Source organism: Pseudomonas sp. UBA5568 (genome assembly GCF_002425525.1).
Classification (GTDB): domain Bacteria; phylum Pseudomonadota; class Gammaproteobacteria; order Pseudomonadales; family Pseudomonadaceae; genus Aquipseudomonas; species Aquipseudomonas fulva.
This window is the reverse complement of record NZ_DIMK01000040.1, coordinates 90760-106389: the sequence shown is the minus strand read 5'-3', so window position 1 is coordinate 106389 and position 15630 is coordinate 90760. Positions and strand designations below refer to the sequence as shown.

Below are 15630 nucleotides of genomic sequence, written 5' to 3'. Positions count from 1 at the left end.
AGCGTGTATCTGGGTGGTATTGGTAGGGTATGAACAGCCTTGGATGTCCAGGGTGAGTCGTAGATTGTGAGGTCCGCTGCGCGGTCCATTGCGGCATATGCAAGACAGTCGCTCCCACAATGGATCTGCGTAGTCCTCACATTTCAGCAAGTACCGCTAGCCGTGAGCAGCCTTGCTGGGGCGCCGGACCGGCCGCGATAGGCCGCGATAGGCCGCGCAGCGGACCCGGCAATGTAAACTGCGAAGCTGAAACCATCGCACTGCCCACAGTTTCATCCCCGCAGCTCCCATCAACCAGACCACTGTAGCGCCCACAGCGTCCACGACAGCATGAACAGCCCCGAAACTAAGCCGCCAAACGCCCCTTGGCCACCGCCTCGGACGCCGCCAACATGGCGCGCAGCAACACGGCACACCCTGCCGCTAGATCCTCAGGCGTGGCGTTCTCGATTTCGTTGTGGCTGATGCCGTTTTCGCACGGCACGAAAATCATGCCAGCCGGCCCAAGTTCAGCCAGGAAGATCGCGTCGTGCCCTGCCCCGCTGACGATATCCATGTGCGGCAACCCCAGCGCCTGGGCTGACTCACGTACCGCACTCACGCAAACGTCGTCGAAATACAAGGCCGGGAAATCTGCGGTCGGCACCAGCTCATACGTCAGCCCATGGCGATCGCAGGTCTGTTCGATCACACTGCGAACCTCGGCAATCATTCCCTCAAGCCGGTCTCCTTCGAGGTGACGCAGATCCAGGGTCATGCGCACTTCACCTGGAATCACGTTGCGCGAGCCAGGATAAGCTTGCAGGCAGCCCACCGTGCCGCAGGCGTGCGGCTGGTGATCTAAGGCGGCGCGGTTGACAGCCTCGACCACGGCAGCGGCGCCGACCAAGGCATCCTTGCGCAGGTGCATGGGCGTTGGGCCAGCATGGGCCTCCACCCCACGCAAGGTCAGGTCGAACCATTTCTGGCCCAGAGCGCCTAGCACCACGCCGATGGTCTTGGCCTGGTCTTCCAGGATCGGGCCTTGTTCGATGTGGGCCTCGAAATACGCGCCCACCGGATGGCCCGTCACCGCGCGGCTGCCGGCGTAGCCGATTTCATTTAGCGCCTCGCCCACGCTAATCCCCTGCGCATCGCGTTTAGCCAGCGTCTGCTCGAGACTGAACTTGCCGGCAAAGACGCCCGAGCCCATCATGCACGGTGCAAAGCGTGAGCCTTCCTCGTTGGTCCACACCACCACCTCCAGTGGGGCCTCAGTTTCCACGCCCAGGTCGTTGAGGGTGCGGATGACCTCCAACCCGGCCATGACCCCGTAGCAGCCATCGAACTTGCCACCGGTGGGCTGGGTGTCGATGTGACTGCCCGTCATTACCGGAGGCAGTGCGGCATCGCGCCCTGGCCGGCGGGCGAACAGATTGCCCACCCCGTCGACCGTCACCGTGCACCCTGCCGCTTCGCACCACTGCACGAATAGGTCGCGGGCCTGGCGATCCAGGTCGGTCAGGGCCAGTCGGCATACGCCACCCTTGGGCGTGGCGCCCAGGTGCGCCAGGTCCATGAGCGATTGCCACAGGCGTGCGCTATCGACATGACGGGCAGTCGATTGAAGAACGTCTTGAGCGCGGATCATAGGTCTCTCCTCAGGCTTTTCTTGTCGGATGTGTAAGCCACGGCGCGGGCCTGCCCGCACTGCGACGAGCAGGTATTCAAGGCAAAGGCTTGGCCATGCGCGTCGGGCTAGGGGCGGCCATGGCAGCGAAGACGTAGTACAAGCCAGCCCCGAGCAGCGAGCCGGTGAACCAGCCATAGTCGTAGAACCAACTGAAGTGACTGTTGCCAATGGCCAGCACCGTGAGCGCCACCGGCAGCGCAAAGGCCGCGAAGCCCGGCCAGTGCCACGCAGGATAGACGTCATCACGATACAGCCCGGCCAGATCCAGGTGCTGACGCCGTACCAGGAAGTAATCCACCACCATGATCCCTGCAATGGGACCGAGCAGGCTGGAATACCCCAGCAACCAGTTGGAATAGACGCTTTCAAGGCTGATGTCGGAAACGATCCAGCCCAGCTTCTTGAGAAGCTCGTGGCCCATCAGCGCCAGTCCGATGAAACCGGTCAGCCACACCGCCCGGCTGCGCCCGATCAGGCGCGGTGCAATGTTCTGGAAATCGTTGGTGGGCGAGACGATGTTGGCCGCCGTGTTGGTGGACAAGGTAGCGATCACGATCAGGGCCATGGCCAATGCTACCCAGAAGGGGCTCTGAATCTTGCCGATCAGCGTCACCGGGTCGGAAACGGTCTCGCCCACCAATGAGGCCGAGGCCGCCGTCAACACCACACCCAGCGAGGCAAACAGGAACATGGTCAGGGGCAAGCCGAATATCTGCCCCAGAATCTGGTCCTTCTGGCTGCGGGCATAACGACTGAAGTCCGGGATGTTCAGCGACAGGGTGGCCCAGAAGCCCACCATGGCAGTGAGCCCTGCGCAGAAATAACCCACCACGCTGGCTCCTTGAGGACGCTTCGGTGGCTGGGCCAACAGTTCGGTCATGGACATGTGCGGCAGCGCCCACACCAGCAGCCCGACACCCACCGATACCAGCAAAGGCGCTGACAAGGTTTCCAGCCACTTGATCGATTCTGCACCGCGCAGCACCACCCACAGGTTCAGGCACCAGAAGATCATGAAGCCGATCACCTCGCCGGTGCCGCCCAGGGCCTTCCAGCCCTCGAATACCGAGCCCAGGAACAGATGAATCGCCAGCCCGCCGAACAGCGTCTGGATCCCGAACCAGCCGCAGGCGACCACGGCCCGCACCAGGCACGGTACGTTGGAACCCAGAATGCCGAAGGATGCACGCAGCAGCACCGGGAATGGAATGCCGTACTTGGTGCCGGGAAAGGCATTGAGCGTCAGTGGAATCAGCACGATGAGGTTGGCCAGCAAGATGGCCAGCAACGCTTCACCCACGCTCAGACCGAAATACGCCGTGAGCACGCCGCCCAGGGTGTAGGTAGGCACGCAGATGGACATGCCCACCCACAGGGCGGTGATGTGCCACCTGTTCCAGGTGCGCTGATGCACCTTGGTGGGGGCGATGTCGGGGTTGTAGCGCGGGCTGTCGAGCACGTCGGGGCCTTCGCACAGCTCTACCAGGCCGTTGCGTTCAACCTCGTGCGATCTGCTCTGTTGCATGGGGCCTTCTCCAGAATGTTGTTGTAGTTGTTCGCTCATCGGGGCGAGTCGATGGCCGGAGTACACACGCAGAATGTGGGTAGAAATTTCGACCAAATTTCAATCTTGTCAAGTTAGTCAATCTCTTGCGAAACGCCTGTGCTAGAGCTATTCGTAATTTAATTTCTTTATTAATCAGTAAGTTAAAAACCACAAAATTCGTGGGATTTATTTCTTGCCGAATCCAGAATCTGCATCTAGCCTCGAATCTTGTCAGCGCTGACAGGATCTAGCTGCCCGCCTGACCTGCACAATTTCAAGAACCGGCACAGACCGGTCAGCCTGCGAGGAAAAACGGCATGTCTCTGTTGATCCGTGGCGCCACCGTGGTCACCCACGAAGAAAGCTTCAGCGCCGATGTCCTGTGTGCGAACGGCCTGATCCAGGCCATTGGCCAGGACATCGACCCACCCGTCGGTTGCAATGTGCTCGATGGCAGCGGCCAGTACCTGATGCCCGGCGGGATCGACCCGCATACCCACATGCAGTTGCCGTTCATGGGCACGGTGGCCAGCGAGGACTTTTTCAGCGGCACCGCCGCCGGGCTGGCAGGCGGAACCACCTCTATCATCGATTTCGTGATCCCCAATCCCCAGCAGTCGCTGATGGAGGCGTTTCACACTTGGCGCGGTTGGGCAGAAAAGAGCGCCAGCGATTACGGCTTTCACGTGGCCATCACGTGGTGGAGCGACCAAGTGGCCGAGGAGATGGGTGAGCTGGTCGCCCACCATGGGGTGAACAGTTTCAAGCACTTCATGGCCTACAAGAACGCCATCATGGCCGCTGACGACACCCTGGTCGCCAGCTTCGAGCGTTGCCTGCAACTGGGCGCCGTGCCCACGGTGCACGCCGAGAACGGCGAGCTGGTGGATCATCTGCAACGCAAGTTGCTGGCCCAGGGCATGACAGGGCCCGAGGCGCACCCGTTGTCACGTCCACCCCAGGTTGAAGGCGAAGCGGCCAGCCGCGCTATCCGTATTGCCGAAACCCTCGGTACGCCGTTGTACCTGGTGCATGTCTCCAGCCGCGAGGCGCTGGATGAGATCGCCTACGCTCGCGGCAAGGGGCAGCCGGTATACGGCGAGGTCTTGCCTGGCCATCTGCTGCTGGACGACAGCGTCTACCGCGACCCGGACTGGGCCACGGCAGCGGGCTATGTAATGAGCCCGCCGTTCCGACCGCGTGAACACCAGGAGGCGCTGTGGCGCGGCCTGCAGTCGGGCAATCTGCACACCACCGCCACCGACCACTGCTGTTTCTGCGCCGAGCAAAAGGCCATGGGACGCGACAATTTCAGCCGCATTCCCAATGGCACGGCCGGTATCGAGGACCGCATGGCGGTACTGTGGGATGCCGGTGTGAACACAGGTCGCCTCTCCATGCACGAATTCGTCGCCGTTACCTCTACCAACACGGCGAAGATCTTCAACCTCTTTCCGCGCAAAGGCGCCATTCGTGTCGGGGCCGACGCCGACCTGGTGCTGTGGGACCCACAGGGCACGCGCACCCTCTCGGCCAAGACCCATCACCAGCAGGTGGACTTCAACATCTTCGAAGGCCGTACCGTGCGCGGCGTGCCCAGCCACACCATCAGCCAGGGCAAGGTGGTGTGGGCCGACGGTGACTTGCGCGCCGAAGTCGGTGCCGGACGGTATGTCGAACGCCCGGCCTACCCTTCGGTGTACGAACTGCTCGAGCGTCGGGCAGAACACCACCGGGCCACCCCCGTGCCCCGCTAGCCGCTGACACTGATCGACCGGCTTTCACTGCAACACCGACCCCTCAGGCCGACACCGTGCGCGGGGGCCGGCGTGCCGGTGATCGGGGCTGCCCGCGCCCCACTTTTCAAGCCCACGACAAGAAAGAGAGGCTACCACCGTGATAGACGCACTGAACCATTTGCCCCGCCCAAGGGCCGGCAGCGACCAGTTGGCCGAGCATTTCAGCGACCTGGTCCCACCCCTGACCGCGCGCCAGGCCGCCGTGGAGAGCGCGCGCTGCCTGTACTGCTACGATGCCCCGTGTATCAATGCCTGCCCCAGCGACATCGACATTCCGTCCTTCATCCGCCGCATCAGTGATGACAACCTGCAAGGCGCTGCTGAACGGATCCTGTCGGCCAACATCCTCGGTGGCAGTTGTGCCCGTGTCTGCCCCACCGAAATCCTCTGCGAACAGGCCTGCGTGCGCAACAACGCGCAGGAATGCGCGCCGGTGCTGATTGGCCAATTGCAACGCTATGCCTTGGACAACGCCCAGTTCAGCGAACACCCCTTCCAGCGCTCCCCGGCTACCGGCAAGCGCATCGCAGTGGTCGGCGCCGGCCCGGCGGGCTTGTCTTGTGCACATCGTCTGGCCATGCACGGGCACGATGTGGTCGTCTTCGAAGCCAGTGAGAAACCGGGTGGCCTGAACGAGTACGGTATCGCCCGCTATAAGTTGGTTGATGATTTCGCCCAACGTGAAGTGGCGTTTTTGCTGGGCATCGGGGGCATCGAGATCCGCTATGGCCAGCGCCTGGGCAGCGACCTGGGGCTCGGTGACCTGCGGGATCAGTACGATGCCGTCTTTCTCGGCCTTGGGCTCAGTGCCGTGCGGCAACTGGGCCTGCCCGATGAACAGGCACCTGGCGTGCTGGCTGCCACCGACTACATCCGCGAACTGCGCCAGGCCGATGACCTGAGTCGGTTGCCCTTGGCCGACCGTTGCCTGGTGATCGGCGCCGGAAACACGGCGATCGACATGGCCGTGCAGATGAGCCGACTGGGGGCGCGCGACGTCAACCTGGTGTATCGCCGTGGGGCGTCCGACATGGGCGCCACGGGCCACGAGCAAGCCATCGCCAAGGCCAACCAGGTGCGTCTGCATACCTGGGCGCGCCCCGACGCCGTACTGCTGAGCGACGATGGCAAGGTACGAGGCATGCGCTTCGCTCGCACCGCAATGGTAGACGGTCGCCTGGGCGACACTGGAGAAACCTTCGAACTGGCTGCCGACGCGATCTTCAAGGCCATCGGGCAGCGCTTCGAAGACCAAAGCGTGGCGGACCCGGTCGCCGCGCAGCTGGCGCGCGACGGCGAGCGCATTCGCGTCGATGCGTGCATGCAGACCAGCCTGCCGGGCGTGTATGCCGGCGGTGACTGCACCGCCCTGGGCCAGGACCTCACCGTGCAGGCCGTACAACATGGCAAGGTAGCTGCCCAGGCCATCCATGCCCAACTCATGCTCAACGTGGAGGCCGCGTAAATGGCTGACTTGTCTATCGTCTTCGCCGGCATTCGCGCCCCCAATCCCTTCTGGCTGGCCTCGGCCCCGCCCACCGACAAGGCCTACAACGTGGTACGCGCCTTCGAAGCGGGTTGGGGTGGCGTGGTCTGGAAAACACTGGGGGAAGACCCAGCAGCGGTGAACGTGTCATCGCGATATTCGGCGCACTTCGGCGCCAATCGCCTGGTTCAGGGCATCAACAACATCGAGTTGATCACCGATCGATCACTGGAAATCAACCTGCGGGAGATCACTCAGGTCAAGAAGGACTGGCCGGACCGTGCACTGATCGTGTCGCTGATGGTGCCGTGCGAGGAGGCATCGTGGAAATTCATCCTGCCACTGGTAGAAGCCACAGGGGCCGATGGAATCGAACTGAACTTCGGCTGCCCCCACGGGATGCCCGAGCGGGGCATGGGGGCGGCGGTGGGCCAGGTGCCTGAGTATGTGGAGATGGTCACCCGCTGGTGCAAGACCCACTGCTCACTGCCGGTGATCGTAAAGCTCACCCCTAACATCACCGACATTCGCCAGTCGGCTCGAGCAGCGCATCGAGGCGGCGCTGATGCGGTATCGCTGATCAACACCATCAACTCCATCACCAGCGTGGACCTGGACCGCATGGTGGCCCACCCAATTGTCGGCGACCAAAGCACGCACGGCGGTTACTGCGGCTCCGCCGTCAAACCCATCGCCCTGAACATGGTTGCGGAGATCGCCCGCGACCCCGCCACCCAGGGCTTGCCGATCTGCGGGATCGGCGGTATCGGCAATTGGCGTGATGCTGCCGAGTTCGTGGCTCTGGGCAGCGGCGCGGTTCAAGTCTGCACCGCCGCCATGCTGCATGGCTTTCGCATCGTCGAGGACATGAAGGACGGCCTTGCACGTTGGATGGACCAGCATGGGCATGCCCGTCTTGAAGACTTCAGAGGCCAGGCGGTCGGTCACACCACTGACTGGAAGTACCTGGACATCAACTACCAGTCCATTGCGCACATCGATCAGCACGCTTGCATTGGTTGCGGCCGGTGTCATATCGCCTGCGAGGATACCTCCCACCAGGCCATCGCCAGTACGGTGAAGGCCGACGGTACCCATGCCTACAGCGTGATCGAAGAGGAATGCGTAGGCTGCAATCTATGCCAGATCACCTGTCCCGTTGAAGACTGCATCGAGATGGTGGCACAAGACACCGGCAAGCCGTACCTGAACTGGACGCAGGACCCGCGCAACCCGTATCGGGAGGTTGGCTGAGGGTAGGGAGTGTGGATGCAGGCGCGGTTTCGCCAGACGCCGGATCCGTCGCGGTGGGGCGCACATGGTCCCTGATATTTATGATTCACGGCTCAAATCCTGGGGCCGCCCAGCGGCCCCAGGGTCTATACTCCTGCATCATCGTGCGCCGGGACCGCTGCACGCCCTCTGCCGGTGGCAGTCAACAGCCGTCTGACGCCTCAAGGCTCTAACCCGATACCTCGCAGGATTACACGGGTGACCGTCTGCACAGCGTTTTCGAAGTCTCGGTCGGACAGCGGCTCGCCTTCGTTGAGCAAGGCCACCTGGTAACCGGAGTCGGCATAATGCTGGGTCGATGCCCATATCATGTACAGCAGCGCCGACGGCTGCACCGGCAGAATGCGCCCCTCCTCCACCCAGCGGCGGATCTTCGCCTCCTTTAGCCTGGCCCAGGGCACCAGGCTCTCATCCAGGTCCGCCCTGAGCACCGGCGCACCGTGCAGCATCTCCTCGGCCCAGATTTTCGAGCCCAGCGGCCGTGAACGGGAGTGTGCCATCTTCGCGCGGATATAACTGGTCAGCACGACGCGAGGGTCATCGAAGTGCTCGAAGCTCAACGCGTCTTGCTTCCAGACTTCGAGCAAGTCCTGCAGCACCGCTCGAAACAGGTCGTCCTTGGTCTTGAAGTAGTAGTGAAGATTCGAGCGCGGCAGCTGCGCCTGTTCGGCGATATCGCCCATGGAAGTGGCAGCGAAGCCCTTTTCGGCGAATACGCGCTCGGCAGCCTGCAGAATCTTTTCGACGTTGCGACGACGGATTTCAATCTTGTGGTTGGCCATCAGTCGTCGGCCGTCCACACGGCCAACTCGAACCCATCCGGATCGGTGAAATGAAAACGGCGACCGCCCGGAAACGCGAACACTGCCCTGCTGACGGTGCCGCCCGCTGCTTGCACCCGTCGCTGGGTGACCTGCAAGTCATCTGCATAGAGAATGACCAGAGGCCCTCCTGGCCGCACGGGCTCACCTGTAGTGAAACCACCCGTCAGCCGGCCGTCGCTGAACTCGGTGTAGGCTGGCCCGTAATCGGTGAACTTCCAGCCGAACACCGCTGCGTAGAATGCTTTGCTGCGCGCGATGTCGCTGACGTTGAACTCGATGTTGTCGATCTGACGATCCCTACCGCGAATACCCATGAACGCTCCGTGCTCTCGGAAATGTTCCGTAGTCTACTCCGCTTGCGTAGCGAAACCATGAGCCGGCGCAAGCGCCGGCTACCAGGCTTCAGGCGCTGGCGCGCACGCGCGCAGGGCATTGCGCACGGTGCAGGTTGAGCGCGGTATTGATGATGCCGATATGGCTGAACGCCTGCGGGAAGTTACCCAGCATGCGCTCGCCTACCGGATCGTACTGCTCGGCCAGCAGGCCCACATCGTTGCACAGCTCGGTCAGCCGTTGATACAGCGCGTGCGCTTCGGCCTGGCGTCCCAGCAGCACGTACACGTCGGCCAGCCAGAAGGAGCACACCAGGAATGTCCCCTCGCCTGCCGTCAGGCCATCGGTGCAGCTGTCGGTGTCGTAGCGCAGCAACAGGCCGTTGTGCAACAGGCGCTTTTCGATCTGGGCCAAGGTTCGCAGAAACCGCGGGTCGTGGGCCGGCAAGAAGCCGGTCAACGCGATGTGCAGCAGGCTGGCATCCATCTCGCAAGAGCCGTAGGCCTGCACGAAGTGCTGGCCCTGAGCATCGAGCCCCTGCTCGCACACTTCCCGGTGGATCTGATCAGCGACCTGCCGGTAGTGAAGGCCGCGTTCACGGTCCTCCTCGGTGGTTTCGGCAAGCCCCGCAGCGCGGTCGAACGCCACCCAGGCCATGACCTTGGAGTGTACGAAGTGCTGCCGACCACCGCGTACTTCCCAGATGCCTTCATCAGGCTCACGCCAGATGCTTTCCAGGTACGGCATGATCACCCGGCTGATCGCGGCACTGCGCGGATGCCTGGGCAGGCCACCACGGATTGCCTGGCTCATGGCGTCGGCCAGTTCACCATAGATATCCAGCTGTGTTTGCGCGGCGGCTGCGTTGCCCACCCGCACAGGCTGGGAGTGCTCGTAACCGGCCAGCCAGGGCAACGTGTACTCCTGAAGGTCACGCTCACCGGCCAGGCCGTACATGATCTGCATCTGCTCCGGGTTGCCCGCCACCGAACGCAGCAGCCATTCACGCCAGGCCTGGGCTTCTTCGAAGTACCCCAGGTTCATGAAGGCCAGCAAGGTCATGGTGGCATCGCGCAGCCAGCAGAAGCGGTAGTCCCAGTTACGCTCACCGCCCACGCGCTCGGGTAGCGAGGTCGTCACCGCCGCCACGATCCCGCCCGTGGGCGCATAGGTCATGGCCTTGAGCACCAGCAGCGAGCGGCGGACCAAGGCCGTGTACGGTCCCACGTCCGGGCACTTGGCTGCAAAGGCCTGCCACTGATCCACGGTGGCCTTGAGGCAGGCATCGACGTCCTGTTCGGCGGGAACCGCCAGGTGCGAAGGGTGATGACGCAAGCTGAACACATGCCGCTCGCCCTCGCCTACCCGCATACGCGCCACCGTGTGATGATCGCGAGCATGGGGGGCCACGGTCGAGGACAGGATCAAGCGGTCCGGGCCTGCTACCGCGCTGAGGGTCAGCGGGTCGAGCCGCTCTACCCAAGGGACGCTGCGCCCGTAGTCAAAGCGCATCACCAGGTCCATTTCAAACGTGGTCTGGCCCGAAAGCCCTTCGACAATGCGCACGACCGCGTTCTCGTCACCCAAGGGCATGAAATCCAGCACCCGCGCCTTTCCCGAGGCCGTGATCCAGACGGTTTCAAGCACCAGCGTGTCGTCCAGGTAGCGCCGGGTGCGCTCTGTCACGGGGTCCGAGGGCGCCAGGCGCCAACGCCCATTTTCCTCGTTGCCCAGCAAGGCCGCGAATACCGCTGGCGCATCGAAACGCGGCAGGCACAGCCAGTCGAGCGAGCCATCGCTGCTAACCAGGGCTGCACTGCGGCAGTTGCCCAGCAGGGCATAATCTTCAATATGGGCAGGCATCGATACTCCTGGAATTCAGTGCGTCAATGGTGCCGGACCCGCTTTCGCGGACAGGCCCGGCACCACGCGATCGGATCGAAACGGTGCAACGTCAACCCAGCCGGTGCCACTCGCGCTTGTCCCGGGCCAGCAGCTCGTTGCCCGCCTCCGGGCCATCCTGGCCGGCCTCGTAGTCGTGCACTTCCCCGCCCTGGGCCCAGGCATCGAGAAACGGCTGGACGGCGCGCCAGCCGTTCTCGATGTTGTCGGCACGCTGAAACAACGTCTGGTCGCCTGTCAGGCAGTCGTAGATCAAGGTTTCGTAACCGGTGGCCGGGGTCATCTTGAAGAAGTCTTTGTAGGCGAAACCCAGCTCGACATTCTCCATCACCAGTTCCGGCCCTGGCCGCTTGGCCTGAAGGTCGAACCACATGCCTTCGTTGGGCTGGATCTGGATCTTCAGGTAATTGGGCTTGGGCCTTTGCAACGCGGACTCTCGGAACTGGGCATACGGCGCCGGCTTGAAGCAGATGGCGATTTCCGTATCGCGCACGCTCATGCGCTTACCGGTGCGCAGGTAAAAGGGCACACCGGCCCAGCGCCAGTTGTCGATCATGATCTTCATGGCCACGAACGTTTCGGTCTGGCTGTCAGGTTCCACCTTGCTTTCCTGGCGGTAACCCGGCACGTGCTTCCCGCCCAGGGTGCCGGCTACATATTGGCCGCGAACCGAGTTCTTCAATGCCATCTTGGTCGACCACGGGCGGATCGCGCCGATCACCTTGGCTTTCTCCCCGCGAACCGCGTCGGCGGCAAACGCTGCAGGCGGCTCCATGGCCACCATCGCCAGCAGCTGGAACAGATGATTGGGCACCATGTCGCGCATTGCACCGGTGCTGTCATAGAACGCACCACGGGTTTCGACCCCTACGGTTTCAGCGGCGGTGATCTGCACATGGTCGATGTAATGATTGTTCCAGAACGACTCGAACAGCCCGTTGGAGAAACGGCTGACCAGGATGTTCTGGACGGTTTCCTTGCCCAGGAAATGGTCGATCCGGTAAATCTGACGCTCGCCCATCACGTTCAGCAGGCAGGCGTTGAGCGCCTCGGCGCTGGCAAGGTCGTGTCCGAACGGTTTCTCGATGACCACCCGGCGAAACCCGCCGCCCGATTCGTCCAGCAACCCGGCTTCCCCGAGGCGCTTGGCCACTTCGGGGAAGAACCGTGGGGAGGTCGCCAGGTAGAAAATGGCGTTGCCATGGCTGGTCTTGTCGATGCGCTGGGCGATCGCCTCATAAGTCGCCGCGTCGAGAAAGTCCCCGGTCTGATAGTCCAGGCGCTTGGCAAGGCTGGCCCAGAGCTTTTCGTCCAGGTTCGCTGGAGCACCCTCGCCACCTTTGTCGCGCTCTGCCATGAACGCATGCAAACGTTCAGCAAATTCCTCGGCGCTGACAGCATTGTGGTCGACACCCACGATGCGCAGGTCCCGATCGAGCAGGCCATCACGGCTGAGGTTGTAGAGCGCAGGCATCAGCAGTCGCTTGACCAGGTCGCCATTGGCGCCGAACAGGAACAAGGTGCAGGGTGGAGCAGGGGGCGTTGCCGGTTTTTTGCTCATTCAGGTTTCTTCTCAACGTGCCCACCGAACCCAAGGCGCATGGCCGAGAGAATCTTGTCGCCATACGTGCCTTGTTGTTGGCGCGAACGGAAACGCGCGAACAGCGCACTGGACAGCACCGGGACTGGCACTGCCTGCTCGACGGCCGCGTCGATGGTCCAGCGCCCTTCCCCGCTGTCCGACACCGAGCCGCTGAACTGGGCCAACTGAGGGTCGGCCACCAGCGCGTCGGCGGTCAGGTCCAGCAGCCAGGACGTGACCACGCTGCCACGACGCCACACTTCGGCGATCTCGGCCACGTTCAGGTCAAAGCGCTGGTCCTCGGGCAGCTCGTCACCGCCTTTGCTGCGCAGCAGGTCGAAGCCTTCGGCGTAAGCCTGCATCAAGCCGTATTCGATGCCGTTGTGCACCATCTTCACGTAGTGCCCGGCACCCGGCGGGCCGGCATGGATATAGCCATGCTCGGCACGCTGTGGTTCTCCGGTGCGTCCGTGGGTGCGCGGGATGTCCCCGACACCGGGTGCGAGTGCTGCAAACAGGGGCTCCAGACGTTCGAACACGTCCTTTTCCCCGCCGATCATCATGCAGTAACCGCGTTCCAGGCCCCATACCCCGCCTGAGGTACCGACATCCAGGTAGTGAAGCCCACGCTGGGCCAGTTCTGCGGCGCGGCGCATGTCGTCTTTGTAGAAGGTATTGCCACCGTCGATGATCGAATCGCCAGGTTCCAGCAAGTCAGCCAGCTGGGCAATGGTCTGCTCGGTAGGCGCCCCGGCGGGAAGCATGACCCAGACGGCACGAGGCGCCTGGAGTTTCTCGACCAGTGCAGCCAGGTCAGCCGCCCCGACGCTGCCTTCGCCCTCCAGAGCAGTAACGGCTTGTGCGTTGCGGTCATGCACCACGGTGTGATGGCCAGCGAGCATAAGCCGCCTTGCGATGTTGCCGCCCATGCGGCCCAGCCCGACGATTCCCAATTGCATGAGCAGGTGCTCCCCTTGTGGAATGAGTGACGACGTTTCGCCTTTCAGGTTAGTCCAGTGGACAGCATGAGGGTTCAGCGACGGGCGGTATGTTCATGTTGGTTTATTGGGGAAGAGACGCCGCGCTATCTGCCATTCAGGGTGCGCAAGATCAATTTAACAGCGCTCGATCGATCAAGGCCCCGTCATACAGCACGGGTCGCACCGTTAAGGTGCAAAGCAATACACACAGCGCCGCTCGTCGCCTCTCGCCGGCGTGCAATAAAAGCGCCCTGAGTGCTCGGCGAGTTGATGCCAACGTTTGCGTCTAGCACGGGGGCCGCCTGGAATGACCGTTCGGTCACATTTGTAATATTTCTCGCCTACACTCAAGTTCCGGCCCGCCATTTGCTCATTGGAAGAGCAACGGAAAAAAAGTCGAACTTTAAGGAAAGCCGACAGGTCAGGAACTAAGCAGGCCAGATGAAATGGGTTATTCCCACGCACGGCCCGCCCACCCCAACCAGTCCACTCGCCTTTTGGCCGGAATGCCAAATGCGCTGTGCCTGTGCGCACGACTCGGGGGCAAGGATTGCAGTACGCAGAATTCGCAAAGAGAGAATCAACACGAAAGACCGCCGCGGTTTATCAGTGCCCGGCCAAGCTTAGGGACGGAGAGAAAGAATGATCAGTGCCGCTGTCGCGACTCAAGTAGCTACCTTTACATCGGAACATCGCGAACCGCTCACCCCGGAGCTCGCCAAGACAGGCAAGGCACCTGGCGCCCAGCGCCAGAACAACCCGAACAAACGCAAGATCCTTTTCGTCACCTCGGAAATCGCTGACCTGGTGAAGACCGGTGGTTTGGGCGACGTCTCCGCGGCGTTGCCTCGCGCCCTTGCCCACCTGCACGACGTGCGTGTGCTGATCCCGGGTTACCCGCAGGTGGTGGAAAGCGACAACCCCATCCACATCGTCGGTGAGCTGGGCGGGCATGCAGCCTTGCCCCCTTGCAAGATCGGCCGGATGGACTTGCCCGACGGGCTGGTGATCTACGTGTTGATCTGCCCGGAACTCTACCAGCGTCCCGGCACACCTTACGCAGCAGAAAACGGTCGCGACTGGCCGGACAACCATATCCGTTTCGCCCGCCTGGGCCTGGCGGCTGCAGAAATCGCAGCCGGGGAAGGCATGATCCACTGGAAACCGGAAATGGTGCATGCCCATGACTGGCCAGCGGGCCTGGCCCCTGCGTACATGCACTGGCGCGGCTTGAGCACCCCGACCCTGTTCACCATTCACAACCTGGCCTACCAGGGCGTCTACAGCCGTGGCTGCAGCCCGGAACTGGCCATACCCGACCATGCCATGCAGCAGGAAGGCATGGAGTTCTACGGCAAGCTCTCCTTCCTGAAAGCTGGCCTGGCCTACTCCAGCCATATCACCACGGTCAGTGCCACCTACGCCCAGGAAATCACCACCCCCGAATTCGGCTGCGGCCTGGACGGTTTCCTGGCCAGCAAGGCGCAACAGGGGCTATTGGGCGGCATTCCGAACGGCATCGACGAAAGCTGGGATGCTGCGACCGACAAGCACCTGCAGCACAATTTCAGCATCAACGACTGGGAAGGCAAGGCGCGCAATGCACAGGCAGTGCGCGAGCTGTTCCAGCTGGACCCCTCCGAGGGCCCGCTGTTCGCCGTGGTCTCGCGCCTGGTCTACCAGAAAGGGCTGGACCTGACCCTGGGCGTTGCCGAGTACATCGTCGAGCAAGGCGGCCAAATTGCAATCATTGGTCGTGGCGAGCCTGAAGAAGAGCAAGCCATGCGCGAACTGGCCCTGCGTCATCCCGGCCGTGTGGGTGTACGCATCGGCTTCAACGAAACCGACGCACGCCGCATGTTCGCTGGCAGCGACTTCCTGCTGATGCCTTCGCGCTACGAGCCATGTGGCCTCAGCCAGATGTACGCCCAGCGCTTCGGCTCGCTGCCCGTTGCACGCAAGACCGGCGGGCTGGCCGATACCATCGAGAACGGCGTAACAGGTTTCCTGTTCGACGAGTCGACGGTAGAAAGCTACCGCGAGGCGCTCAGCCGGGCGTTCTACATCTACCAGAAGAAGGACCTGCTCAATGCCATGCGTTGCCTGTCCATGACCCAGCCATTCAACTGGTGCCAAGCGGTGGAACCCTACGCACGCTTGTACGAAGACCTGGTCAAGCAAGCCCAATTGGCTCATTACTGAAGAGAGGTCGA

At 62.5% G+C, this 15630-nt stretch carries 11 protein-coding genes; 4 read left to right on the top strand and 7 right to left on the bottom strand.

Annotated features, from left to right (window positions below; all coding sequences use genetic code 11):
* Positions 1–346: 346 nt before the first annotated feature.
* Together B2S33_RS12860 and B2S33_RS12855 are read right to left on the bottom strand one after the other, a co-directional pair.
* On the bottom strand, positions 347–1630 hold the full coding sequence (locus B2S33_RS12860; RefSeq protein ID WP_288650425.1) for a Zn-dependent hydrolase: 1284 nt from the start codon (positions 1628–1630) through the stop codon (positions 347–349).
* 76 nt (positions 1631–1706) lie between these two features.
* Positions 1707–3197: an NCS1 family nucleobase:cation symporter-1 gene (locus B2S33_RS12855; protein WP_027916204.1), complete on the bottom strand. Its 1491-nt coding sequence runs from the start codon at positions 3195–3197 to the stop codon at positions 1707–1709.
* A gap of 338 nt (positions 3198–3535) precedes the next feature.
* On the opposite strand from B2S33_RS12855, the gene hydA reads away from it, so the two are divergent.
* From hydA to preA, 3 genes are all read left to right on the top strand, one after another.
* The gene (gene hydA, locus B2S33_RS12850; RefSeq protein WP_027916205.1) at positions 3536–4975 is read left to right on the top strand and encodes a dihydropyrimidinase; all 1440 of its coding nucleotides are present in this window, start codon (positions 3536–3538) and stop codon (positions 4973–4975) included.
* Positions 4976–5114: 139 nt separating this feature from the next.
* On the top strand, positions 5115–6482 hold the full coding sequence (locus B2S33_RS12845; RefSeq protein WP_028686543.1) for an NAD(P)-dependent oxidoreductase: 1368 nt from the start codon (positions 5115–5117) through the stop codon (positions 6480–6482).
* Positions 6483–7757: an NAD-dependent dihydropyrimidine dehydrogenase subunit PreA gene (gene preA / locus B2S33_RS12840; RefSeq protein WP_027916207.1), complete on the top strand. Its 1275-nt coding sequence runs from the start codon at positions 6483–6485 to the stop codon at positions 7755–7757.
* Positions 7758–7957: 200 nt separating this feature from the next.
* Here preA and B2S33_RS12835 read toward each other — a convergent pair whose 3' ends face one another.
* The 5 genes from B2S33_RS12835 to gnd all read right to left on the bottom strand — a co-directional run bounded on the left by B2S33_RS12835 (position 7958) and on the right by gnd (position 13396).
* Positions 7958–8578: a TetR/AcrR family transcriptional regulator gene (locus tag B2S33_RS12835; protein ID WP_288650423.1), complete on the bottom strand. Its 621-nt coding sequence runs from the start codon at positions 8576–8578 to the stop codon at positions 7958–7960.
* The gene (locus B2S33_RS12830) at positions 8578–8934 is read right to left on the bottom strand and encodes a VOC family protein (RefSeq protein ID WP_288650421.1); all 357 of its coding nucleotides are present in this window, start codon (positions 8932–8934) and stop codon (positions 8578–8580) included. The genes B2S33_RS12835 and B2S33_RS12830 overlap by 1 nt, the downstream gene beginning before the upstream one ends.
* Positions 8935–9022: 88 nt before the next feature.
* The gene (locus B2S33_RS12825; protein ID WP_288650420.1) at positions 9023–10816 is read right to left on the bottom strand and encodes a glycoside hydrolase family 15 protein; all 1794 of its coding nucleotides are present in this window, start codon (positions 10814–10816) and stop codon (positions 9023–9025) included.
* A 91-nt stretch (positions 10817–10907) separates the two neighbouring features.
* Positions 10908–12416 (bottom strand): glucose-6-phosphate dehydrogenase, encoded by a 1509-nt coding sequence (gene zwf / locus B2S33_RS12820; RefSeq protein WP_288650418.1) that lies wholly within the window; start codon positions 12414–12416, stop codon positions 10908–10910.
* Entirely contained in the window at positions 12413–13396 is a 984-nt protein-coding gene (gnd, locus tag B2S33_RS12815) for a phosphogluconate dehydrogenase (NAD(+)-dependent, decarboxylating) (protein WP_027916212.1), read from the bottom strand. Before gnd ends, zwf begins: the two co-directional genes overlap by 4 nt.
* A 663-nt stretch (positions 13397–14059) precedes the next feature.
* Here gnd and glgA point away from each other — a divergent pair.
* Positions 14060–15619, top strand: coding sequence for a glycogen synthase GlgA (gene glgA / locus B2S33_RS12810; RefSeq protein WP_088523347.1), 1560 nt, complete (start codon positions 14060–14062; stop codon positions 15617–15619).
* The last annotated feature ends 11 nt before the right edge of the window (positions 15620–15630 follow it).